Source organism: Actinomyces sp. Z5, assembly GCF_003287795.1.
Taxonomy (GTDB): Bacteria; Actinomycetota; Actinomycetes; order Actinomycetales; family Actinomycetaceae; genus Actinomyces; species Actinomyces glycerinitolerans.
The window spans coordinates 10,642-33,592 of sequence record NZ_QMIN01000054.1; the positions used below are offsets into that span (position 1 = coordinate 10,642).

The 22,951-nt window shown below is 70.2% G+C and carries 24 protein-coding genes, 1 tRNA gene and 1 pseudogene; 21 read left to right on the plus strand and 5 right to left on the minus strand.

Going from position 1 to position 22,951, the window contains the following annotated elements:
- Nucleotides 1-68: 68 nt before the first annotated feature.
- The 13 genes and pseudogenes from secG (at nucleotide 69) to DRB06_RS07280 (ending at nucleotide 12,415) form a co-directional block, all read left to right on the plus strand.
- Nucleotides 69-311, plus strand: coding sequence for a preprotein translocase subunit SecG (secG, locus tag DRB06_RS07220; protein WP_073332382.1), 243 nt, complete (start codon nucleotides 69-71; stop codon nucleotides 309-311).
- A 70-nt stretch (nucleotides 312-381) separates the two neighbouring features.
- Nucleotides 382-1,317 (plus strand): annotated as a pseudogene (gene xerD, locus DRB06_RS07225) (site-specific tyrosine recombinase XerD); the annotation flags it as partial.
- A 65-nt stretch (nucleotides 1,318-1,382) separates the two neighbouring features.
- Nucleotides 1,383-2,264: a ParA family protein gene (locus tag DRB06_RS07230; RefSeq protein ID WP_108967036.1), complete on the plus strand. Its 882-nt coding sequence runs from the start codon at nucleotides 1,383-1,385 to the stop codon at nucleotides 2,262-2,264.
- 2 nt (nucleotides 2,265-2,266) lie between these two features.
- Complete coding sequence (locus DRB06_RS07235) at nucleotides 2,267-3,133, plus strand: ScpA family protein (RefSeq protein WP_073332373.1); 867 nt, start codon at nucleotides 2,267-2,269, stop codon at nucleotides 3,131-3,133.
- Complete coding sequence (gene scpB, locus DRB06_RS07240) at nucleotides 3,130-3,765, plus strand: SMC-Scp complex subunit ScpB (RefSeq protein WP_108967038.1); 636 nt, start codon at nucleotides 3,130-3,132, stop codon at nucleotides 3,763-3,765. Before DRB06_RS07235 ends, scpB begins: the two co-directional genes overlap by 4 nt.
- On the plus strand, nucleotides 3,762-4,721 hold the full coding sequence (locus tag DRB06_RS07245) for a pseudouridine synthase (RefSeq protein WP_111819526.1): 960 nt from the start codon (nucleotides 3,762-3,764) through the stop codon (nucleotides 4,719-4,721). Before scpB ends, DRB06_RS07245 begins: the two co-directional genes overlap by 4 nt.
- Nucleotides 4,718-5,881: a prephenate dehydrogenase gene (locus DRB06_RS07250; RefSeq protein WP_108967042.1), complete on the plus strand. Its 1,164-nt coding sequence runs from the start codon at nucleotides 4,718-4,720 to the stop codon at nucleotides 5,879-5,881. The genes DRB06_RS07245 and DRB06_RS07250 overlap by 4 nt, the downstream gene beginning before the upstream one ends.
- A 10-nt stretch (nucleotides 5,882-5,891) precedes the next feature.
- Nucleotides 5,892-6,848: a ketopantoate reductase family protein gene (locus DRB06_RS07255; RefSeq protein WP_181575222.1), complete on the plus strand. Its 957-nt coding sequence runs from the start codon at nucleotides 5,892-5,894 to the stop codon at nucleotides 6,846-6,848.
- A gap of 120 nt (nucleotides 6,849-6,968) precedes the next feature.
- A complete protein-coding gene (der, locus tag DRB06_RS07260) occupies nucleotides 6,969-9,128 on the plus strand; it encodes a bifunctional cytidylate kinase/GTPase Der (RefSeq protein ID WP_111819528.1) in 2,160 nt (719 codons plus the stop codon).
- 50 nt (nucleotides 9,129-9,178) lie between these two features.
- A complete protein-coding gene (locus DRB06_RS07265) occupies nucleotides 9,179-10,396 on the plus strand; it encodes an MFS transporter (RefSeq protein WP_111819529.1) in 1,218 nt (405 codons plus the stop codon).
- A 541-nt stretch (nucleotides 10,397-10,937) separates the two neighbouring features.
- Nucleotides 10,938-11,309, plus strand: coding sequence for a hypothetical protein (locus tag DRB06_RS16370; protein WP_220092992.1), 372 nt, complete (start codon nucleotides 10,938-10,940; stop codon nucleotides 11,307-11,309).
- Entirely contained in the window at nucleotides 11,303-11,707 is a 405-nt protein-coding gene (locus DRB06_RS07275) for a helix-turn-helix transcriptional regulator (protein WP_181575223.1), read from the plus strand. Before DRB06_RS16370 ends, DRB06_RS07275 begins: the two co-directional genes overlap by 7 nt.
- Nucleotides 11,708-11,716: 9 nt before the next feature.
- Complete coding sequence (locus DRB06_RS07280; protein ID WP_111819531.1) at nucleotides 11,717-12,415, plus strand: HEAT repeat domain-containing protein; 699 nt, start codon at nucleotides 11,717-11,719, stop codon at nucleotides 12,413-12,415.
- Between the two features lie 229 nt (nucleotides 12,416-12,644).
- Here the strand turns inward: DRB06_RS07280 and DRB06_RS07285 are convergent, their stop codons facing one another.
- Complete coding sequence (locus tag DRB06_RS07285; protein WP_111819532.1) at nucleotides 12,645-13,247, minus strand: DNA-3-methyladenine glycosylase I; 603 nt, start codon at nucleotides 13,245-13,247, stop codon at nucleotides 12,645-12,647.
- A gap of 34 nt (nucleotides 13,248-13,281) precedes the next feature.
- On the opposite strand from DRB06_RS07285, the gene pgi reads away from it, so the two are divergent.
- From pgi to DRB06_RS07305, 5 genes are all read left to right on the plus strand, one after another.
- The gene (pgi, locus tag DRB06_RS07290) at nucleotides 13,282-14,946 is read left to right on the plus strand and encodes a glucose-6-phosphate isomerase (RefSeq protein WP_111819533.1); all 1,665 of its coding nucleotides are present in this window, start codon (nucleotides 13,282-13,284) and stop codon (nucleotides 14,944-14,946) included.
- 22 nt (nucleotides 14,947-14,968) lie between these two features.
- Nucleotides 14,969-15,112, plus strand: coding sequence for a hypothetical protein (locus tag DRB06_RS16110; RefSeq protein ID WP_181575224.1), 144 nt, complete (start codon nucleotides 14,969-14,971; stop codon nucleotides 15,110-15,112).
- A gap of 9 nt (nucleotides 15,113-15,121) precedes the next feature.
- Nucleotides 15,122-15,433: a rhodanese-like domain-containing protein gene (locus DRB06_RS07295; protein WP_111819534.1), complete on the plus strand. Its 312-nt coding sequence runs from the start codon at nucleotides 15,122-15,124 to the stop codon at nucleotides 15,431-15,433.
- A 167-nt stretch (nucleotides 15,434-15,600) separates the two neighbouring features.
- Nucleotides 15,601-15,674 (plus strand) — tRNA-Pro (locus tag DRB06_RS07300).
- A gap of 104 nt (nucleotides 15,675-15,778) precedes the next feature.
- Nucleotides 15,779-16,411, plus strand: a complete 633-nt coding sequence (locus DRB06_RS07305; RefSeq protein ID WP_111819535.1) for a GyrI-like domain-containing protein — start codon at nucleotides 15,779-15,781, stop codon at nucleotides 16,409-16,411.
- A gap of 33 nt (nucleotides 16,412-16,444) precedes the next feature.
- Here DRB06_RS07305 and DRB06_RS07310 read toward each other — a convergent pair whose 3' ends face one another.
- The 4 genes from DRB06_RS07310 to DRB06_RS07325 form a co-directional block, all read right to left on the minus strand.
- On the minus strand, nucleotides 16,445-17,698 hold the full coding sequence (locus tag DRB06_RS07310; protein ID WP_258522187.1) for an MFS transporter: 1,254 nt from the start codon (nucleotides 17,696-17,698) through the stop codon (nucleotides 16,445-16,447).
- A 155-nt stretch (nucleotides 17,699-17,853) separates the two neighbouring features.
- Nucleotides 17,854-18,588, minus strand: a complete 735-nt coding sequence (locus tag DRB06_RS07315; RefSeq protein ID WP_111819536.1) for an SDR family NAD(P)-dependent oxidoreductase — start codon at nucleotides 18,586-18,588, stop codon at nucleotides 17,854-17,856.
- A gap of 36 nt (nucleotides 18,589-18,624) precedes the next feature.
- Entirely contained in the window at nucleotides 18,625-19,179 is a 555-nt protein-coding gene (locus tag DRB06_RS07320) for an HXXEE domain-containing protein (protein WP_111819537.1), read from the minus strand.
- Nucleotides 19,176-19,682, minus strand: a complete 507-nt coding sequence (locus DRB06_RS07325) for an HXXEE domain-containing protein (RefSeq protein ID WP_108967059.1) — start codon at nucleotides 19,680-19,682, stop codon at nucleotides 19,176-19,178. The genes DRB06_RS07320 and DRB06_RS07325 overlap by 4 nt, the downstream gene beginning before the upstream one ends.
- 108 nt (nucleotides 19,683-19,790) lie before the next feature.
- Here DRB06_RS07325 and DRB06_RS07330 point away from each other — a divergent pair, with 108 nt between their 5' ends.
- The 3 genes from DRB06_RS07330 to DRB06_RS07340 all read left to right on the plus strand — a co-directional run bounded on the left by DRB06_RS07330 (nucleotide 19,791) and on the right by DRB06_RS07340 (nucleotide 22,588).
- Nucleotides 19,791-20,468 (plus strand): TetR/AcrR family transcriptional regulator, encoded by a 678-nt coding sequence (locus DRB06_RS07330; protein WP_258522188.1) that lies wholly within the window; start codon nucleotides 19,791-19,793, stop codon nucleotides 20,466-20,468.
- A gap of 335 nt (nucleotides 20,469-20,803) precedes the next feature.
- Nucleotides 20,804-21,775, plus strand: coding sequence for a choloylglycine hydrolase (gene bsh / locus DRB06_RS07335; protein WP_111819538.1), 972 nt, complete (start codon nucleotides 20,804-20,806; stop codon nucleotides 21,773-21,775).
- A gap of 66 nt (nucleotides 21,776-21,841) precedes the next feature.
- On the plus strand, nucleotides 21,842-22,588 hold the full coding sequence (locus DRB06_RS07340) for an inorganic phosphate transporter (protein WP_181575225.1): 747 nt from the start codon (nucleotides 21,842-21,844) through the stop codon (nucleotides 22,586-22,588).
- Nucleotides 22,589-22,951 lie beyond the last annotated feature (363 nt).

Here is a 22,951-nt window from a genome sequence, read left to right on the forward strand (position 1 = left end):
GGCGGCCGCCTCATAGCCGCCGGACCACCCCGGCCGAATGCCGAACAGCCGACAACGAAGGGAACCGCGTGGGCACGCTGACCATCATCCTGCAAGTGCTGCTGGTGCTGTCCAGCTTCTTCCTGATCATGACGATCCTCATGCACAAGGGCAGGGGCGGCGGCCTATCGGACATGTTCGGCGGCGGCATCACCTCCTCCGCCGGGTCTTCCGGCGTGGCCGAACGCAACCTCAACCGCATCACCGTCGGCGTCGCCCTGGTATGGGTCGCCACGATCGTCGGCCTGGGCCTACTGGCCCGCTTCGCCTGAACCGGACGAGGTCGCCACGAAACCAGCCGTCGACACCGCGCGCCCCGACGTCGACCCCCGGGGGGACGCACTCGTCCGGGCCCGGGCCGGCTACCTCGCCCACCTGCGGGTGGAGCGCGGGCTCAGCCCCAACACGCTGGCCGCCTATGAGCGCGACCTGGGCCGTTACGCCGACTTCCTGCGCGCCCGCGCCATCCTGACCCCCGCCGCGGTCACCGAGGCGGACGTGACCGCCTTCCTGGAGGCGCTGCGCACCGGCGCCGACGGCGGCCGCCCCCTGGCCGCGTCCTCCGCCTCCCGCACGGTCACTGCCGTACGCGGCTGGCACAAGTTCCTACACGCCGAGGGCATCACCGGCGCCGACCCCTCCGCGGCCGTGCGTCCGCCGCAAGTGGGCCGGCGCCTGCCCAAGGCCCTCACCGTCGACGAGGTGCGTCGTCTGCTGGAGGCCGCCGATGTTGACGACTCCCCGGTGTCACTGCGCGACCGCGCCCTGCTGGAGCTGCTGTACGCCACCGGCGCCCGCATCTCCGAGGCCGTGGGGCTGGTGGTGGACGATCTGGACGCCGAATCCGGCTGCCTGCACCTGTTCGGCAAGGGCCGCAAGGAGCGGATCGTGCCCATGGGCCAGTTCGCCTGGGACGCCCTGGACGCCTACCTGGTGCGCGGCCGCCCCGTGCTGGCCGCCAAGGGCAGGGGGGTGCCCGAGGTGTTCCTCAATACGCTCGGCCGGCCCCTGTCACGCCAGTCCGCCTGGGCGGTGCTGCGGCAGGCGGCCCAGCGCGCCGGGCTGACGGGCGCCGACGCGCAGGGGGAACGGCACATCTCCCCGCACACGTTGCGCCACTCCTTCGCCACCCACCTGCTCGCCGGCGGCGCGGATGTGCGCGTGGTGCAGGAGATGCTCGGCCACGCCTCGGTCACTACCACCCAGATCTACACCAAGGTCACCGTCGACCACCTGCGTGAGGTGTACGCCACCAGCCATCCGCGCGCCCGCGGCTGACCATCGCCGGCGGTCACGGGAACGGTCACCGCGCCCCGCGCTGCCTCTTCGACTAGGCTGCCCGTGTGAGTGACGTGAAGCAGCCCGGCCTGATCGACCCGCCCGATACCCCCGCCGAGGACCAGCAGGAGGAGAAGACCTTCCCCGTCCCCGCGCCGCTCGACTCGCACGGCCCGGCCCGCGTCATCGCCATGTGCAACCAGAAGGGCGGCGTCGGCAAGACCACCACCACCATCAACCTGGGGGCCGCCCTGGCCGAATACGGGCGGAGAGTACTGATCGTGGACTTCGACCCCCAGGGCGCGGCCAGCGCCGGCCTGGGCGTCAACGCCCACGAGTTGGACCAGACGGTCTACGACATGCTGGTGGCCGCCCGCCCCGACGTGCGCCCGATCATTCACCACACCTCCGTGGAGGGACTGGACCTGGTGCCCGCCAACATCGACCTATCCGCCGCCGAGGTGCAACTGGTGGGCGAGGTCGCCCGCGAGCAGGCACTCGCCCGAGTGCTGCGCCCCGTCCTGGACGATTACGACGCCATCATTGTGGACTGCCAGCCGTCGTTGGGCCTGCTGACCGTCAACGCCCTCACCGCCGCCCACGGCGTCATGATCCCCCTGGAGACCGAGTTCTTCGCCCTGCGCGGGGTGGCCCTGCTGGTGGAGACCGTGGACCGGGTACGCGACCGCATCAACCCGCGCCTGCAGATCGACGGCATCCTGGCCACCATGGTGGACCCGCGCACTCTGCACTCCCGGGAGGTGCTCGAGCGCCTGCAGGAGGCCTTCGGGGACAAGCTGTTCGACACGCAGATCCGCCGCACCGTTAAGTTCCCGGACGCCTCCGTCGCCAGCGAGCCCATCACCAGCTACGCCCCCAGTCACCCGGGCGCCGAAGCCTACCGGCGCCTCGCCCGGGAGGTCATTGCCCGCGGCAATGTTGCCTAAGAATGTCGCCTAAACCTGGCTCCGCGAGCGCCGCGGCGGCCGCCTCCCAGCCACCGCTGGAGGGCGCCGCACAGCCCGACGCCGCGGCGAGAACGCAACTGCCGGGATTCAGCGTCAACCTGCCCCAGTTCGAGGGCCCCTTCGACCTGCTGCTCACCCTGATCGCCCGCAAGCGCCTGGACATCACCGAGCTGGCCCTGGCGGAGGTCACCGACGAGTTCATCGCCTACATGCGCGCCGACGGCGACCTGGGTCGCGCCACCGAGTTCCTGGTGGTCGCCTCCACCCTGCTCGCCCTGAAGGCCCACCGGCTGCTACCGCACGACCCGGATGAGGCCGACGAGGACATGGAGCTGCTGGAGGCCCGCGACCTACTGTTCGCCCGCCTGCTGCAGTACCGCGCCTACAAGGAGGCGGCCGCCGCCTTCCGCGGCCGCGCCGAGACCGCCTCCCGCACTCACCCGCGCGTGGTGGCCCTGCCCCCCGAACTGGCGGCGCTACTGCCCCGGCTCGTGGCCACCATCGATGCGGAGGACCTGGCCCGTATCGCCGCCGACGTGTTCACCCGCCCCCACGATCCGGGCGTGCAGACCGTGCACCTGCACGAGCGGGTCCCGGTGGGGGAGCAGCTGCGTATTCTCGCCGACCGGCTGCGCCGGGCCGGCACCCTGACCTTCACCGAGCTGACCGCGGATGCGGGCCGCACCGCCGTCGTCGTCGCCCGCTTCCTCGCCCTGCTCATCATGTACCGGCAGGGCGGCGTCGACCTGACCCAGGCCGCCCCCATGGAGGAGATCACCGTCACCTGGCGCGGCGACGCGGATGCGGCCGGCATGACCAGCCCCGATTTGGAGGAGGAGTTCGCATGAGCATCCCGGAACCCGCGGCCTCCCGGCTGCCCGTGCCCGTGTCGGACGCGGAGTTGCGCGCCGCCGTCGAGGCGGTGCTGGTGGTGGCCGACGAGCCGGTGACCGCGGCCGCCCTGGCGGCCGCCCTCGGCAGGGAGGAGACCGACGTCGAGGCGCTGCTGGAGTCCCTGGCCGCCGAGTACGCCGGCGGGGAGCCGTCCCCCGACCGGGGCGTCCGGGCGCGCGGCTTCGTGCTGCGCCGCGCCGCCGGCGGCTGGCGGCTGGCCTCCGCGCCCCGGTTCAGCGACCTGGTGGAACGCTTCGTCATCGGCGGTGCCACCGCACGCCTGTCGCAGGCAGCCCTGGAGACGCTGGCCGTGATCGCCTACCGGCAACCCGTCACCCGCGGCCGGATCGCCGCCATCCGCGGCGTCAACGTCGACGGCGTGGTGCGCACCCTGCACGCCCGCGGCCTGATCGAGGAGGCCGGCAGCGAACCCAGCGGCGCGATTCTGTACCGCACCACCGGCGAGTTCCTGGAGTACCTGGGCCTGGACTCGCTCGACGACCTGCCGCCCCTGGCCCCCTACCTGCCCGACACATCCGCCCTGGGAGACATCGAAGACGAGATCAGCGGGAGAATACTGCCGTGAACCCAAGCCAGGACCACCGCGACGAGCGCACGGACGCCGTGCTGGACTTCGGCGCCGAGGAGTTCTACGACGCCGACGACCTCGAAGAAGTCGACTACGAGGTCGACGCCCCCTCGACGGCACCCGCCGCGGCGGGAGCCGGCGCCGGCCAGGACGGGCAGGCGCGCACCGAGGACCCCTACGTCGCCGGCGGCCAGCGGCTCCAGAAGGTGCTGGCCCACGCCGGGGTGGGGTCGCGGCGCGTATGCGAGCAGCTGATCGCCGCGGGGAGAGTGAGCGTCGACGGGGTGCGGGTCACCGAACCCGGGGTGCGCGTGGACCCCGCCACTCAGGAGATCCGCGTGGACGGCTCGCGGGTGCTCACCGACCCCGACGTCATCACCATCATGCTGCACAAGCCCGCCGGCGTGGTCACCACCATGGAGGACCCGCAGGGACGGCCCACCGTCGCCGAGTACGCCGAGCGGTACCTGACCGAGCACGCCGAGCAGCTGGGCGGAGTGGAGAAGGCCGCCGCCTTGCGGCTGGTGCACGTGGGCCGGCTGGACGCCGACACCGAGGGGCTGCTGTTGCTGTCCAACGACGGCGAACTCACCCACCGGCTCACCCACCCCAGCTACGAGGTCGCCAAGACCTACGTGGCCGTGGTCAAGGGCCGGGTGGGCGCCGGCCTGCCGCGGCGGCTCCGGCGCGGCGTCGAGCTGGAGGACGGTCCGATCACCGCCGACCGGGCGGTGGTCAAGGATGTCTCCCCGGACGCCTCGATCGTGGAAGTCACCCTGCACTCGGGACGCAACCGCATCGTGCGCCGCATGCTGGCTGCCGTCGGCCACCCGGTGATCCGTCTTTCCCGCACCCGGCTGGGCCCCTTGACCCTGGGTGATCTGCGGCCCGGTGCCATGCGGGCCCTGACCGGCGCCGAGGTCAGCGCCCTGCAGCAGGAGGTGGGCCTGTGAGTGCCATCGGAAACCCCTCGGCCGTCCTGTCCACCCGGGGGCCGGTGCTGGTGGTCGGCACCGGGTTGCTGGGCACCTCCCTGGCGCTGGCCCTGACCGCCGCCGGCGTCCCGGTGCAGCTATCCGACACCTCGCCCACCTCCCTGGCGCTGGCCCGCGATATGGGTGCCGGGCAGGTGCGTGACGAGCACAGCCCCGAACCGGCCTTGATCGTGGTCGCCACCCCACCGGACGTGGCCGCGGGCGTGGTTCTGCGCGAACTGGACGCGCACCCGGATGCGGTGGTCACGGATGTCGCGAGTGTCAAGGCGCGCATTGCCGCCGAGGTGCGCCGCCACGGCGGGCGGGACGCGCGCCGCTATGTCGGCTCCCACCCCATGGCCGGGCGGGAGCGGTCGGGGGCCGGCGCGGCCGACTCCGACCTGTTCGCGGGCCGCCCCTGGGTGGTCATCGCCGACGGCGCCACCCCGGAGGCCGAGTTGGCGGTGCGCAACCTGGCCGTCGACGTCGGCGCGACCCCGGTGCGCATGACCGCGGCCGAGCACGACGCCGCCGTCGCCGCCGTCAGCCACGTCCCCCAACTGGTCAGCTCCCTACTGGCCGCGCGTCTGGAGACCACCCCGGAGAACGCGCTCGGTCTGGCCGGGCAGGGACTGCGCGACACCACCCGCATCGCCGCCTCCGATCCGCGGCTGTGGTCGGCCATCGTGGTCGGCAACGCCGGGCCGGTGGCGGACATGCTGCGCCAGCTGCGTGGGGACCTGGACCGCCTGATCGATGGGATCGCACCCGCCGCCGTGTCGCCCGACGACCCCGCCTACACCGCCGCCGGAGACGCCGCTACCATCGCCCCGGGCGCCGTCGGCGCCATTACCGACCTGATGACCCGCGGCAACGCCGGGCAGGCCCGCATACCGGGCAAGCACGGCGGGGCGCCGCGCCGCTACGCACAGGTGCAGGTGCTGGTGCCCGACTCCGCCGGCTCGCTCGGTCGGCTGTTCTCCGACGTCGGCGAGGCGGGCGTCAACATTGAGGACTTTGCCATGGAGCACTCGCCCGGGCAGAGCGCCGGCCTGGCCATGCTCTCGGTCATGCCGGCCGCCGCGCAGGGGCTGGAGGATGCCCTGGACGCCCGCGGCTGGCGCGTGGTCGTGTCCTGAGGTGGCCGGCGTGCGCATCCTGATCGTTGGGGCTGGCGTGATCGGCCTGAGCTACGGCTGGCTGCTGAGCCGATGCCATGAGACGACGGTCCTGGCGCGGCCACCCCGTGCGGAGCAGTTGCGAGCCGGCGTGCAGATGCGGCTGCACCGTGCCGGCGGCGGCCATCGTAGGCAGCCACTGTTCGGCCGGTACCTTCCTGAGGTTGTCACTGCGCCCGTGGACGCCGAGCTGACGCTCGTCACGGTGGACCGGCTCCACCTGCATGAGGTGCTTCCGACCGTCGCACCACTTGCCGGGCGGACATCGCTGCTATTCATGCTCAACCATTGGGATATCGTCACTCAGCTGCGGGAGTGGCTCCCGCGAGAGGACTACGTTCTCGGCTTCCCCGGCCAGATCGGCGGGGGACGCACCGACGCGGGCGGCGACGTCGGCATTGAGGCGACGCTCTACCGTCACGGCACGCGCCTGGAAGCGGACACGCCTGCGAAACGCGCCGCCCTGGACACAGCCGTCTCTGCCCTGACCACGGCCGGGCTGTCGGTCCGACGGGAGCGGGACATGGCCGGCTGGCTCGCCGTGCATTACCTCCAACAGTCCCTCACCCTCGGCCCACTGCTGGAAGCGGGTGCCTATGACCGGCTGTGCACCGACAGGGACGCCCTGCGACGCATGGTGCTGGCGCTGCGCGAAGGAGTCGCCGTATGCCGGGCGCGGGGCATCGTCACCGGCGGGATACAACCTGCACCGCTGCTGCGTCTACCGGCGCGGATCGTCGCAGTGGGCCTGGGCCGCATGTTTGCTCAGGCCGACACCCGCCGCATGGTGTTGGCGCACTTGGCACACGGGCGTGAGGAGTGGAGGGCCGGCTTCTTTGAGGTGCTGGAGGCCGGCGAGCATTTCGGCGTGCCCATGCCGGTGTGGGACAGCTATGCGCCTCTGGTGGCCGGCGGAAGTACCCGATGACCGGCTGTGGGCGGACTCATCTGCTGCGGATCCGCGCCCGGCCGCGTCATTGTGGGACGCTTACCCCTTGAGGCCAACCGGGCTCGCCTGAGCCTGCGGGGTTGAACGTTGGAGGAGCACATGGGAATCGTCGTCGCCATTGACGGGCCGTCCGGGTCCGGCAAGTCCACGGTGTCCAAGCGGGTTGCGGCCGCGCTGGGGCTGGCCTACCTGGACACCGGCGCCATGTACCGGGCGGCCGCCTGGTGGTGCGAGCGCACCGGCATCGACCTGGACGACGCCGCTGCCGTCACCCACGCCGTGCAGGCCATGCCGCTGGTGATGGGTATGGACCCCGAGGCGCCCGGCGTCACCTGCGACGGGGTGGACCTCGCCGAGGCCATCCGCGACCCGCACATCTCCACCGTGGTCTCCAAGGTTGCCACCAACCTGGACGTGCGCGCCGAATTGGCCCGGCTCCAGCGGGAGATCATCCGTGCCGAGGCGACCGGCCTGGCCGGCTCCTTCTCCCGCGGCGCCGGCATCATCGCCGAGGGGCGCGACATCACCACGGTGGTCGCCCCCGACGCCGACGTGCGCCTGCTGCTGACCGCCAGCGAGCAGGCCCGGCTCGCCCGCCGCGCCGCCGACCTGGATGCCGCCGGCAAGGCCGTGGATGCGGCCGCCCTGCGCGACCAGGTGGTGCGCCGCGACCACGACGACGCCACCGTCTCCCAGTTCCTCACCGTTCCCGAGGGCGTCACCGCCGTGGATACCTCCGATCTGACGCTGGAGGAGACCATCGCCCGCGTCACCGAGCTGGTCGAGCAGGCGCGCACCGAGGCCGCCGAGCGCGAGCGCTTGGAGGACGCCCGCGCCGACGCGCTGCGCGCAGGCCTGAACGACTACGTGCTCGACGCCGACGACCAGGCGGTGCTCGCGGGGGAGGAGATCCCCAGCGCCCAGGCGGGGCTGGAGGCAGGATTGCCGGTGCTGGCCGTCGTCGGCCGTCCCAATGTCGGCAAGTCGACGCTCGTTAATCGCGTGCTGGGGCGGCGCGCCGCCGTCGTGCAGGACGTGCCGGGCGTGACCCGAGACCGCGTCTCCTACCCGGCCGAATGGGCCGGCAAGCGCTTCACCATCGTCGACACCGGCGGCTGGGAGGTTGACGTGGCCGGCCTGGACGCCGCCGTCGCCGCGCAGGCCGAGGCCGCCGTGGACTTGGCCGACGCCGTGCTGCTGGTGGTGGACGCCCGCGTGGGGGTCACCGAGGCCGACGACCGGATCGTCAAGATGCTGCGCCGCTCCGGCAAGCCGGTGGTGCTGGCCGCCAACAAGGTCGACTCTCCCGTGCAGGAGGGCGACGCCGCCGCGCTGTGGGCCCTGGGCCTGGGCGAGCCCTACGCCGTCTCCGCCCTGCACGGCCGCGGCAGCGGCGAGCTGCTCGACGCCGCCGTCGCCATCCTGCCGGAGGTGTCCGCCGTGGCCGGGCCGGAGCGCAGCGACGACCTGCACCGCATCGCCCTGGTGGGGCGCCCCAACGTCGGCAAGTCCTCACTGCTGAACCAGCTCGCCGGCAACGAGCGGGTGGTGGTCAACGAACTGGCCGGCACCACCCGCGACCCGGTGGACGAGGTCGTCGAGTTCGACGGCCGCCAGTGGCTGCTGGTGGACACCGCCGGCATCCGCCGCCGCATCCGGCAGGCGCGCGGTGCCGACTACTACGCGGTGCTGCGCACTCAGGGAGCGGTGGAGAAGGCCGAGGTGGCGGTGGTCCTGCTGGACGCCTCCGAGGCCATCACCGAGCAGGACATCCGCGTGATCCAGCAGGTGGTCGACGCCGGACGCGCCCTGGTAATCGTCAACAACAAGTGGGACCTGGTTGACGAGGACCGCCGCAAGCAGCTGGAGTGGGAGGCGGAGCACGAGCTCGCCCATGTGGATTGGGCGCCGCGCATCAACCTCTCCGCCCGCACCGGCTGGCACACCAACCGCTTGGCGCGCGCCCTGGACACGGCCCTGGCCGGCTGGAACACGCGCGTGCCCACGGGGCGGCTCAATGCCTTCCTGGGGGAGCTACAGGCGGCCAGCCCGCACCCGGTGCGGGGCGGCAAGCAGCCCCGCATCCTGTTTGCCACCCAGGTGCAGACCGCCCCGCCACGCATCGTCATCTTCACGACCGGATTCCTGGACGCCGGTTACCGGCGCTTCATCGAGAACCGGCTGCGTGAGGAGTTCGGCTTCGCCGGCACCCCCATCCAGATCGGTGTGCGCGTGCGCGAGCGCCGCCAGCGGCGCTGAAGGCGGCGGTTCTGGCCCGAAACCGGCCATAGGACTCGTAGGCTGAGACGGTGGAGTCACAGCGCACCGATTACCTGGCGTGGTTGTGCGCCGACACCTCCTGGCAGCTGGGCTCGGTGGTCGGCACCTTCGCACTGACGATGGTCGCGCTGGACGTCACCGGGTCGACGGCGCAGGCGGGCCTGGTCTCGACGGTCGCCGGAATGGCGGCTGCGGCGATCTCCATACCCGGCGGCGTGGCGATGGATCGCGTGGATCGACGCTGGGCCATCATTGCCTCCGGGATGCTGCGGGCCGTGCTCTATTCCGCGGTTGCTCTCATGTGCGTGACCGGCAAGCTTTCGCTCGGCCTCCTCGCCGTGTGCGCCGGAGCCGCGGGGCTCATCACCGGTGTGTTCGGCACGGCGTCGGACGCTGCCCTGCCGAGCATTGTCTCCGGCGAACGGCTGCCCGGCGCGCTGGCCGTGAACCGGGGACGTGACGGCGTCGTCAATATAATCGGGCAGCCGATTTCCGGGCTATTTCTGGCGGTGGGCTCCTGGGTGCCATTCGTGGCCTCGGTGGTCGGTGCACTCGGTCAGGCCGTCGGCATCAGTCGCGTGCGGGCGGACCTGCACCCGCTTGCCGACGACGCCCACAGCGCGGCTGCACCAGCGCCGGAACGAGCGGTGACCTGGCGGTGCGTGTTGCGAATACTCACCCGACCGGCCGTGCTAGCCCTGGCATCTTCGGCCATGCTGTCAAACCTGGAGGTCTTGCTCCTGATAGACGGGATGCAGATGGCCCTGCGCGTGGCCGGCGCCTCCACCGCCGCAGTGGGACTGCTGAACACGTTCATGGCGGTGGGCTTGCTCGTCGGTGCGCTGCCCGCGTCGTGGCTAATCCAACGCGTGCGGGCCGGCAAGATCATCGCCGTGGGATCGCTGCTGTGCACTCTCGTGGTGGTTCCCGTGCTCGTCCAACCGGGGCCTGCCGTCCAAGCGGTGACGCTGGCACTCGTCGGGCTGCCCACCGCGACCACGAGTGGCTGCACCTTCGGTTACATCCAACACGTGGTGCCGAAAGCCGGACAGGGACGCGCCCTGGCGCTGGTGGGGCTGGTCATCGCCGCGATCTCGGCGGCCGTGCCGGTCACCGCCGGGGTGCTGCTCGAACTCGGCGGCCTGCGCCTGTGCGTGTTGGTTGCCCTCGGCCTCGGGGTGGCGGCAACCGCTGTGGTTGTAGCGGTTACGCCCGCGAGGCGTCTGGCGCGCGCCTCCGAGTGGTGAGGTCTCTGTCCGAGCGGCAGGGTGTGCGGTCAGTTTGGGTCGAGTCTCGGCCCAGCCGTCGTCGAGTGCACCGTCTTTAGGTCCATGGATACAGTCATTGCTGTGCCGGGATGTCATGGTACTGCCCGTAATGAGTTATCTGATCTGATATGATCGGATTGTGAGTGGTCCAGCACATACCTCTGGAGAGTCAAGCTCCCGGGGAGAACCGTCGCCTTCGCTTGCCGCGCCCACGCCTGAGGCGGACGAGAGAATGCGGCGCGTTTTCGAGTCGGCCGCAAGATTGCAGCAGGTGGTTCCTGACGCTGTGATGGTTGGAGGCTCAGCAGCGAGTCTCTACACCCGACACAGGGTCTCGTTCGATCACGACCATGTTGTCGCGGACCTGTCGGAACGCTATGACGCAGTCCTTGATGCGGTAGAAGCAACCGATGGCTGGGTACTGTCCAGTCGGCATTCACGACGGCCGAACACGATCATGGGGTCTCTGGACGGTGTAGAGGCCGGGCTACGACAGCTCAGGAGAGCACGTCCACTTGAAGTGGAAGCTATCACCCTCGACAACGGTGCTGAGCTGCGGGTCCCAACCTATGAGGAGATGGTGCGGATCAAGGGTTGGATGCTGCTCCAACGACGCTCGGTCCGCGACTACCTGGACGTTGCCGCCCTTGCCGACGCGACTTCACCGCAGTACGCCGCGCAGGTGCTCAACGGTCTGGACTCGTATTACGAGGCTTCGAAATCGGACTCTGCCGCCACAAGCCTGGCACTCGCCCTGGCATCGCCGCAGCCGAGCGACATACGCACGGTTAACGAGCTCGCGCGATACAAGGGGTTGTCTCCCAAATGGCAGGACTGGTCCGAAGTGACTGCGGTATGCCATGCCATAGCGGAGGAGATGGCACGGTGCTGAGCTTCCGCAACGTGGATGCTGATCCCGTTGACGATCCGGCGACCTGGCCGTTCGACGCGAAGATCACTGCCGTGGAGCGCGGGGACCTTGATGACTACCGTCGGATCAAGGCGGCGTGCGACCGTGATCCCGAGACGCGCGCCGCGTTCTTGGACGCGTGTGACGTGCTTGGCGACGACCCCGGCGCCGCGTTGGTGCGCCTGTGGCTTGAGGGTCTTCCTCGGGAGGAGCGGGCAATGTTAGCGGCCCGGCGAATGCGGGCCGCGGTGGAACGCTCGGGACTCTCACGCGCACAGGCGGCGAGCCGGCTCGGGACCAGTACGTCGCGTCTGAGCACCTATCTGTCCGGGAAGGTGGTGCCCCGCGCCGACCTGTACGAATCCATATTGGCGCTGTAGCGTGGAGACATGGTCGACACGGCGTCGTGGATCGCTGAGCTCAAGGAGTTGGAGCCCGCCGACTGGCCCGCGTACGTGAACCAGCGCTCGGGGCTTCCCGGTCCCCGCGCGAATATCGAGCTGATCGCGACGGCCGCGCTGACCGCCGATCCAGACACGATCGAAGAGCTGCTGGCCGACGGCGGCGAGTACACCACTGCCTGTGCGGCCGCTGCGCTGGGCTACCGGGCGGCCGATGCGTCATATGAGCGACAGGCGCGGGAGCTTGCCACCGACGAGCGCTGGCGCGTGCGCGAGGCCGTCACCATCGGCCTGCAGCTACTGGGGGACTCCGACCCGCAAACACTGTTCTCCCTCGTCCTGACATGGGCCGACGACGATGACCCGTTGGTACAGCGCGCCGCCGCGGTGACGATCTGCGAGCCGCGGCTGCTGTGTACCGCCGAGGCCGCTCGGCTCGCCATCGACGTGTGCCGGCGCACCACCGATCACCTCATTGCACTGCCGCCGCAGGACCGCAAGGCCCCGGCGGCGCGGACGCTGCGCAAGTCCCTCGGCTACTGCTGGAGCGTGGCCGTGGCGGCCGACCCCGGCGCGGGGCTCCCCGTATTCGCGGCGCTCGACGTCGGCGACCCCGACGTGGCCTGGATCGTCACCCAGAACCGCCGCAAGAAGCGCCTGTCCAAGCTCCTCGGCAACCCAGGCTGACCCCGGAGCGGTGTTGCCGGGGCGGCTCGGCATGCCAACGTACGGGCGGTGTCAAGATCGATGACAAACGCCGGGGAAGCGCTCTTCTACGCCACTCGGTACCCGCATGGTTCCAACGTTTTGTGAAGCGCCTGGAGCGCTGCGGATTTCGTTTGTCATCGATTTTGACAGCAAGAGCGCGGAGCGAGCCACGGCGAGGCAGCGGATCACTGACTTCGTGAGGCGCTCCTCAGTTCCACACCCCGGAGGAGCCGCGCCGCCAGGATCCCACCAGGTGGGTGTCCACGATGCCGATGGCCTCCATAAGCGCGAACGCCGTCGTCGGGCCGACGAACCGGAAGCCCAGGCGCTTGAGCCGGCGGGCCAGCGCCTCCGACTCCGGCGAGCGCGTGGGCGTCTCCGCCAGGGTGCGCGGGGCGGGCGTGGCCGCCGGCCGGTAGGACCAGACCAGGCCCGCCAGGCCGCCGTCGACGTCGTCGGCATCCCGCAGGGCCACGGTGGCCCGGGCGTTGTTGATGGTGGCCAGGATCTTCGCACGGTTGCGCACGATCCGGGTGTCGGCCAGCAGGCGGGCCACGTCGTCGTCCTCGAAGGCGGCCACCGCCTCCGGCTGGAAGTCGGCGAAGGCCTCCCGGAAGGCTGGCCGCTTGACCAGGATGGTGCGCCAGGACAGGCCGGACTGGAAGGCCTCCAGGCTGAGGCGCTCGAACACGCCGCGCTCATCGCGCACGGGCATGCCCCACTCGGTGTCGTAGTAGTCGCGCAGCAGCGGGTCGGCGGCGGCCCACACCGGCCGCGCCAGCCCGTCCTCGCCGATCACCAGGTCTTCCATGCGGTAACCGTAGCGGACGGCCTAGACTGCTTCCATGTCGACAACACGCACACCGGTTGACCCCACCGCCACGGCCGCCTGGAAGCGGCTTACCGAGCTGCACAAGTCCATGGAGCCCGACCTGCGCGCCTGGTTCGCCCAGGACCCGCAGCGTGCCGAGCGCTACTCCTACGAGGTGGGCGACCTGTTCGTCGACCTGTCCAAGAACTTCCTGACCGACGAGGTCCGCGACGCCCTGGTGGAACTCGCCGAGGCCGTGGACGTGCCCGGCCGCCGTGACGCCATGTTTGCGGGCGAGCACATCAACATCACCGAGGACCGCGCCGTCCTGCACACCGCCCTGCGCCGCCCCGCCACCGACACCCTCACCGTGGACGGGCAGGACGTCGTAGCCGACGTGCACGAGGTCCTGGAGAAGATCTACGCCTTCGCCCGCCGCGTGCGCTCGGGGGAGTGGACCGGCGTGACCGGCAAGCCCATCAAGACGGTCGTCAACATCGGTATCGGCGGCAGCGACCTCGGCCCGGTCATGGTCTATGAGGCCCTGCGCCCCTACGTGCAGGAGGGGCTGGAGGCCCGCTTCATCTCCAACATCGACCCCAACGACTGCGCCGAGAAGGTCTCCGACCTGGACCCGGAGACCACCCTGTTCATCATCGCCTCCAAGACCTTCACCACCCTGGAGACCCTCACCAACGCCCGCATGGCCCGCACCTGGCTGCTGGAGGCACTGGCCGCGCGCGGCATCAGCACCGACGGCGCCGTCGCCAAGCACTTCGTGGCCGTGTCCACCGCCCTGGACAAGGTGGAGGCCTTCGGCATCGACCCTGCCAACGCCTTCGGCTTCTGGAACTGGGTGGGCGGGCGCTACTCGGTGGACTCCGCCGTCGGCACCGTGCTGGCCGTGACCGTCGGCCCGGAGAACTTCGCGGACTTCCTGTCCGGTTTCCACGCCGTCGACGAGCACTTCGCCACCAAGGCGCCGGCGGAGAACGTGCCCATGCTCATGGGCCTGCTCAACGTCTGGTACGTGAACTTCTTCCAGGCCGCCTCCCACGCGGTGCTGCCCTACGCCCAGTACCTGCACCGCTTCCCGGCCTACCTTCAGCAGCTGACCATGGAGTCCAACGGCAAGTCCGTGCGCTGGGACGGCAGCCCCGTGGTGGCCGACACCGGGGAGATCTTCTGGGGCGAGCCCGGCACCAACGGCCAGCACGCCTTCTTCCAGCTGCTGCACCAGGGCACCCGGCTGATCCCCGCCGACTTCATCACCGTCGCCAACCCGGCCCACCCGGTCAAGGACGGCGAGGCGGACGTGCACGAGCTGCTGCTGTCCAACTTCCTCGCCCAGACCGCCGCCCTCGCCTTCGGCAAGACCGCCGATGAGGTGCGCGCGGAGGGCACCCCTGAGGCGATCGTCCCGGCCCGTGTGTTCAGCGGCAACCGGCCGACGACGTCGATCCTCGCCCCGGCACTGACCCCCGCCGTGGTCGGGCAGCTGATCGCCCTGTACGAGCACATCACCTTCACCGAGGGCATCGTGTGGGGCATCGACTCCTTCGACCAGTGGGGCGTGGAGCTCGGCAAGAAGCTGGCCCTGGAGATCGCCCCCGCGGTGCGCGGAGACGAGGCCGCATACGCCGGCCAGGACGCCTCCACCCGGCAGCTGATCGACCGCTACCGCGGCCTGCGGCACTGACCGCGGACGACTCGGTACAGACATGACGCCGGGAGCAGGGGAGACCTACCCCTCGCTGATCGACGACGTCCGCCTGCGCCCGCTCACCACCGCCGAGCAGCAGCGCTTTTCGCGCAATGCACTCGTGCCTCCGGTGGGCGGGCGCAGAGGGACAGCCAACTCGTAGGAGGCAAATATGCACACCGTCACCGCCGCGCAGCTGCGCGAGCGCATTGCCGCCGGGGAACTGCCCGGGCGGGCCTTCACGCTGCTGGACGTGCGCGAGCCACACGAGGTCGAGCTCGAGGCGATCGATGGCTCCGTGCACATCCCGCTCGCCCAGGTGGTCGAGCGCCGTGGTGAGCTCGATCCGAGCCGGGAGCTGATTGTCTACTGCGCCGGAGGCATCCGCTCCGCCCGCGCCATTGCGGCCCTGGAAGATGCTGGATACGTCGGCCCCATGACCAACCTGGAGGGCGGCATCAAGGCCTGGGCCGCATCCGCCTAACTCGCCAACCCGCCGAGGTCGGCGGGACTTACGTGCCGAGGTCGGTGGAAGGGGCCGCGATGGGACTGCGGCAACGGTGAGCGGCGTCACCGCCCACGGATTTCGACGCTGGCACCCGGATGGGCTATTGTCTTCCGTGTTCGCGCGAGGCAACAGCCGCGAGCGGACGGGCTGTGGCGCAGCTTGGTAGCGCACTTGACTGGGGGTCAAGGGGTCGTGGGTTCAAATCCCGCCAGCCCGACGGAAAGCCCTGGAATGAAAACACTTCGTTCCAGGGTTTGCGTGTTCTTCAACCTCTAACAGAGACCGTCGACTCAACCGATGCAAGGAAGCAGCAGGTGTGACATGGCCTTTGACTACAAGCGGGAGTACAAGGAGTTCTACGCCCCGCCCCGGCGGCCGGGCATTGTGGACGTCCCCGCCATGAACTTCATTGCCGTGCGCGGCAGTGGGGACCCCAACCGCGAGGACGGGGAGTACCAGCAGGCGATCGGCGTGCTGTACGCCGTCGCCTTCACCATCAAGATGAGCCGGCGCGCCGGGCACCTCATGGAGGGTTACTTCGACTACGTGGTCCCACCACTGGAGGGCTTCTGGTGGCAGGCAGGCGCCGGCGACGTCGACTACGCCCACAAGGAGCGCTTCGAGTGGATCGCCGCCATCCGCCTGCCGGACTTCGTCACGGAGGCCGAGTTCGGTTGGGCGCTTGAGGAGGCGACGCGCAAGAAGCACGCCGACTTCTCCCGGGTCCAGTTCATGCCTCTGCAGGAGGGGCTGTGCGTGCAGTGCCTGCACGTGGGCCCCTACGACGACGAGCCGGCCACACTGGCCCTCATGCACGAGTTTGCGCAGTCAGAGGGCTATGTGCCGGACTTCTCCGACGTGCGCCGCCACCACGAGATCTATCTCAGCGACGCCCGACGCGTCGCCCCCGAGCGGCTGCGCACGGTCATCCGGCACCCGATTCGGCGGGCGTGAGTACTTCCGCCGGCCGAATGCGCCGACACGGGGTCAGTCGACTGTGCGGATGCGCGTGACGCAGACGGCGCCGAGCACACAGACGGCGGCCGCCATCAGGTACAGGCCCGTGTAGCCACCCAGGTGGGTGACGATGGGGGCGGCGACGACCGGGGCCAGTACCTGGGCGCCGGCGGAGGCGATGTTGATGATTCCCAGGTCGCGGGCGGCGTCGCCGGAACTGGGCAGCACCTGGGTGACCAGCGCGAAGTCCACGCTGGTGAATGCGCCGAAGCCGATCCCGAGGATGACGGCGCCGACGATCGCACCGACCCAGTTCTGGGTGAGCGCCAGGTCGAGCGCCGCCAGCCCCGTCACCAGCGCCGCCACGATCACGAAGGGCTTGCGCCGTCCCAGCCGGTCGGACCAGATGCCGCCGGACACGGTCGAGCCGAACACGGCGACGGCGTAGATGCCGGTGAGGATGAAGACTCCGGTAGCGGCGGCGTCGGCCTCCATGCCGACCGCATCCATGAGGTAGTAGAGCAGGTAGAGCGTCCCGGTGGAGTTGCCCAGGTTGACCAGGAAGCGGGTCAACCACGCCCAGCCGAAGTCCGGGTGGGAGCGCAGCGGTGGCACGAAGCCGGCGAGGATGTGCCGCAGCGACGGGCGCGGGGCGCCGTCGGGCAGCTGCAGGTCGCGGGCGTTGAGTACGTGCGGGATGCCGAGGACGACCACTAGCACGGCCAGCACCAGGTAGCCGGTGCGAGTGCCACCCGCCGTGGCGGCAATGCCGGCGCCCATCACCAGGCCGGCGGTCTGTGCCACGCCGATGAGCCCGGAGACGAAGCCGCGGCGGTCCACCGGCACCTGGTCGGTCACCGACGCATTCAGGGCGGCGTAGGCCGCGTTGAGGAAGCCCTGCACCAGGCACCAGCCCAGGATCATCAACGCCACCGAGTCGGCGATGGCCAGGACCACCAGTCCGACGGTGCCCAGGGTCAGGCCGCCGGCGATCCAGGGCAGGCGGCGGCCGAAGCGCCCGGAAGTGCGGTCTGACAGGGCGCCGAAGACCGGATTGCCGAGCGTGGACACCAGCGCACCCAGGCCGGTGACCAGGGACAGCACCGCCTCCTTGTGGTCGGGTGCGAGCTGGGCCGCCTGCAGCCCGAGCAGCACCTGAATGGGGCCGAACCAGGCGGAGAACAGTCCGAGCATGGTCAGCGTCAGTGTGAGGGACCAGGTGCGGGGAGGCATGTGTTCGGGGGCGGCTGCGGAGGCGACGCCGCGCGCGGTTAGCGTTAGCATGCGGGCAATCTAGGACGACGACGTGGCGGCATGGTCCGGGACGGGCCGCGGGTGCCGGGTCGAGACCGTCGTGCAACGGTCCTGGAGCCGGACGGCGGCGGGGCCGCCGTCACCGTGACCGTGTTCCGACGGAGTCTCCGGTGCCGGCTGCGGCGCTAGCCCAGCGGCGTTCCCGTCTCCTGCGCCAACGCGGCCAGCAGCCGGTCCTGGAACTCGATGTCATTCACCCGCCGGTCGGGCTCCTGCGTGCGCTGGTGGTGCCAGTAGGCGCTGGTGTGGGTGCGCGGGTCATCGCCCAGCGCCAGCCAGGCCTGGGTGCGGTGCCCGGCCTCCAGGTCGTCCGGGGCGCCGGCGCCGCCCATGCGGGTGGGCACCCAGCCCGGGTCGACGGCGTTGGCCCATGTGCCCGGACGGAGCCGGCCCACCGCGGCGGCCAGCGCCGTAACCAGCAGCTTGGAGTCCGAATACGACGCCGTCGGCCGCACGCCCGTCCAGTCCAGTTCGGCCAGCCGTGCGGTGTTGAGTCGGCCGCCGCGGTGCATGCTGGAGGAGAGGTAGACGTGGCGCTGCGCGGGCACGAGGGCGGTGAGCAGGTAGGGGGCGACCACGTTTACGGCCAGCACCAGACGCTCGTCCATGGTGCCGGCGGAGTGGATGACGGCGTCCACACCTCCCAGGGCGGTCACCTGCTCGGCCACGTCCCGCACCTGGGCCCGATCGGCCAGGTCCCCGACGACGCCGGGAACCGATCTCCCAAGCTCCCGACGCACCGCCTCCAGCTGTGCTTCGCGGCGCACGTGCGCCACGACCTCGGCTCCGGCGTCCAGCAGGTCATGCAGAGCACCCAGCCCCAGTCCGGTGCTTGTTCCGGTCACCAGTACACGTGTCACTGCGGCGCTCTCCGTTCTCCTCGGGCAAGTTGATGATCACGTTACCGCACCGCGGTCGGTCAGCCGGGGTCGTGGATGCTTGTGTCCCGCTATCGCGAGTATGGCCTCGGCGCCGACGTGGGCTGCGACCAGTACGGGCAGGGAGGCGGCGACGCCGGCCGGCGACACGCGGGAGGGCACGCCCTGGGCCCGAAGTGCGCCGCGGGCCCAGGCGCCGTAGCCGATTACCAGCGGTGCGGTTAGTGCCCCGGACACGTACCCGCCCCGGGCCGCGCACGCCGCCAGGTGGGCGAAGCCGTGCAGGCCCCAGGCCGCGGCCGCGTTCTGGAACCAGGCGGAGCGACCGCGGCTGCGGTATCCCGCCACCGAGGCGCCGACCCAGTGAATCCCGATCAGGGCGATCGCCAGACTCACATGCGTCTGACTCCACCCCTCGCGCCGCGCCCCTTCCGGAAGCGGCATCCATTCCGGCGCGCGATGCAGCAGCCAGGCGGATGAGCCCCGGTAGGTGAATAGTTCCTCGCCGTCGTTGAGCAGATAGCAGGCGGCCAGCCCCAGCGCCGCCGCCTTGGCACCGGCGGGCCGCGTCATGAGGTGAAGCTCCGCCAGCGCCGCGCGGCCAGGTGCCCGACCCCATGCAGCACGACGCCGACGACGGGGAAGGCCGGAATGGTCCACCGGGCCGCCTGCGGCTCGACGCCGTCGGCCCGCAGAGCCGCCTTGGCGAAGCGCCAGAACGGGAGCACGACCGGGAGGGCGGTGGTGCAGCCGGGCGTGTAGTCGCGGGCCAGTGCTGCCGAGCCCAGGTGCATGAAGGCGTGCATGCCGTAGCCGTAGAGCATCGCCTGGTAGAAGCCCGAGCGCCCGCGGGTGCGGTAACCGTCCACGGAGGCCGCCGCCATCAACACCCCCATCAGGCTCAGGGCCACATACACCTGGTCGCGCGACATCCCCCGCGTGCGTACGTCCTCGGGCAGCAGTGGCAGGGCGTGGAGGAAGGGGTGACGGCGCCCGGGCATGGTCGCGTACTCCTCCAGGTCGTGGACCAGCCAGGCGAAGAACAGTCCTGAAGTCGCCAAGTCAACTCTGTCCATGGGGCCTCCCAGGATATCGCTACCAATAGTTGCGCAACCTACAGTAGCGGAAGTGGTGGTCAGTTGGAAGAATTGCGTGCGATCCGGTGACAGGATGAGGAGGACACCGTGGCGGGCAGGCCAGACGACACGGGTGAGGCGGGCCGACGGGCCGGGCTGCGCGCCGGCGCCGCTCGGCGCACAGATGCGGGCCGCGGCGGACGCCCGCGCGACACCGCGCTGGACGAACGCATCCTGCGAGAAACCTTCGCTCTGTTGACCGAGGTGGGGCTGCACGGTCTGCGCATCGACGCGGTAGCCGCGCGCGCGGGCGTCCCCAAGTCCACGATCTACCGGCGCTGGCCCTCCCTGGCCGAGCTCGCCGTCGACGCCGTCGACGCCGCCCTCGGGCCGCGGGAGTTCCCGGCGGGTAAGGACCCTTTGGTCGACCTCGCTCGCATCATCGTCCACACCTGGCGACTGCTCATGCGCCCGCCCCTGACGACGGCGCTGCCCGGCCTGGGTATGGAGCTCGCCGGGCACCCCCGGGCGGCCGCCGCGTACCGGGAGCGCGTGATCGCGCCCCTGCGAGACGGGGCGATTGCCACCGTCGCCCGCGCGGTGGACACCGGAGCGTGGAACGGACCGGACCCGGTCACCAGCGTGGACATGCTGGTGGGCACTTTCCTGTACCGGCTGACCTACCTCGGCCAGACCCCGGACCTGGACGAGGTGTTCCGCGTGGCGGAGCTGATTGCCGGACGGGAGCTGCCGAGGTCTCGGGTGAAGCAGCACTCCGAGATATAGCGGCGCTTAGAGTTCTGGGTGCGGTGGACTTCGGGTTTGCCCACCAGGGGTCTGCCGGAACTGGGTCTGTGCGTGGGGGTGAGGCGCCTACGCCTCTCCGACCCTCCGAACCGGCATGGCGAACTCTCAAACGCGAGGAGCCAGATTGATGCCGCGTTTACGTCCCGGAAAACCGCAGCCTAATTTCATTGTTTTCCCAGATTGGGTGCTCGCCGTATCGAATTGGTGAATTCTCTCACGGTTGCATGAGTGGCGTACTAAATTGCCTCCCAGGTGGTCGGCCGACGCCACCCAGTCAATACTTCATCAGTGCTCACACATGAAAAGAGGCTGCCATGTGCACGGGAATCAGGTTCACGGACAGTGAAGGCAACATGTACTTCGGGCGCAATCTGGACTGGAGCACGTCCTATGGCGAGCGCATCGTAGTCGTCCCCTCGGGCTTCATGATCCGTTCGGCGTTCGGCGAGGATGCTCCGGCCGTGCACGCGGTGATCGGCATGGGCATCGTCTTCGAGGACTACCCGCTGTACTTCGACTGCGGCAACGACGCCGGCCTGGCCGTCGCCGGGCTGAACTTCCCCGGCTACGCCTGCTATCAGGACGGGCCGGTGGTCGGCAAGACCAACGTGGCCGCCTACGAGTTCCCGCTGTGGATCGCGGCGAACTTCACCAGCGTCGATGAGGTCGAGGCGGCACTGGTGGAAACCGCCATCGTGGCCAAACCGGTCAGCGATAACCTCGGCGTCTCCCTGCTGCACTGGATCATCGGCGATGGGCGGCGCAGCATCGTGGTGGAGTACATGAAGGACGGCATGCACATTCACCACAACCCGGTCGATACTCTGGCCAACCAGCCCACTTTCGACTGGCACATGGAGAATCTGCGCACCTTCATCACCGCCAACGGTGATATGCCGGACGCCGCCCACTGGCGCGACGCTGAACTCTCCCCATTCGGTTCGGGTGCCGGCATGCGTGGAATTCCCGGCGACTATTACTCGCCGTCGAGATTCGCCAAGGCGGCATTCCTAAACGCCCATTACCCGGTTAAGGACAATGAAGTGGAGAACGTCTCCCGGTTGTTCCACACCCTGGGCAATGTCTCCATGGTGGATGGGGCCGCCCTCATGGCCGACGGCGCCTACGAGCGCACGCTGTACACCGGCTGCTTCTCGGCCCGCACCGGCACCTACTACTACTCGACCTATGACGACCCGGCACTGCGGTGCGTGAGCCTGGCCGACTGCGTGGGTGCCGATGCGACCGACCTGCTGGAACCCGAGCCGACGGTGTGGCGTCCCTGACACGGCGCGTGAGAGCCTTGTGCCGTACTGCTAACCGCCGCGCTGGTACTGGCCTTCACCGTCGTAGTGGGCAGAAACGATGGGGCGCCGCTGTGCGCGCTCAACATCGGGGCCAACCCGGAGCGCCCCTGGGGCCCGGTCGCCATCCTCGCCGCTGTGACCGCCCTGGTAGGCGCCGCGACCGGGGTGCGCCTGGCAGGCGGAGGCGCGAGCTGGCCACTCGTCGCACGGGTGCTGGCGCTGGCCGCCCTGGCTCCCGTGCTGGCCGGATTGTGCGCCCGCGCCTTCCTGGCCGTGCTGGCACGCCTGCGGCTGCCGGACGCCCACCGGTGGATGGGGTATGCCCGCAGCGGCGGCTTCATCTGCGTCTGCGCGGCCTATGGGCTCAATGACGGCCAGAAGCTGTTCGTGGTGTGGATGACCGCGCTGGGGCAGCCCGTGGGCGGTCCGGGCGGCGGCCCGGCGCTGCGCTTGATGGCGGCGGTCGGATCCGGGTTGGCCTTCGCCATCGGGGCTAGGCTCGGTCTGCGCGCTGCGGGCCGCGCCTGGCGGGTGGGCGTGTTCGCACCGAAGCCCTATCAGGTCAGCAATGTCCTGGTGGCCACGGCACTGGCGGTCACGGTGGGCGCCATTCTCGGTGCCCCGGTGTCGATGACTCAGGCCACGGTGGGTGCCCTCATGGGGAGCGTGCCCGGCGTCCAGTGGAGAAGACTGCGGTGGAACGCCGTCGGCCGGATCGCCGCCGCCTGGGCCTGGACCCTCCCGGTATCCCTGCTGTGCGGGGCCGGCGCGGCCATGCTGCTCGGTCATTGAGCACGGTGTCGCACGGCGCGCACAATTGGGGCGCTTCGCGTTTGGGGGTGTGGGTGGAGCCGGGAGGAGGTTCGTCGGTTTGCTTTGCGCTGGCGTGGTCTGCTACGCCGGTTCGGTGTCTGCTGAAGGGTTCTGGGCCCTTCAGCGGAGCTCAAACTGGCGTAGCAGAGGCCGAAGGGGCGTACCCAACGACCGCGCGCTGACCTTGACCCCACTCGCTCTACGCCCGCGACACCGCCCCGAGGACATCCCCGCCGGCCACATGTCCTCGTCAGCCTCAGAACATCCTCGCAGACCCCACGCCGACCTCGTGCGCCCGGGCACGACCACCCGCGGGCCCGAACCACCACACCCACAATCCGC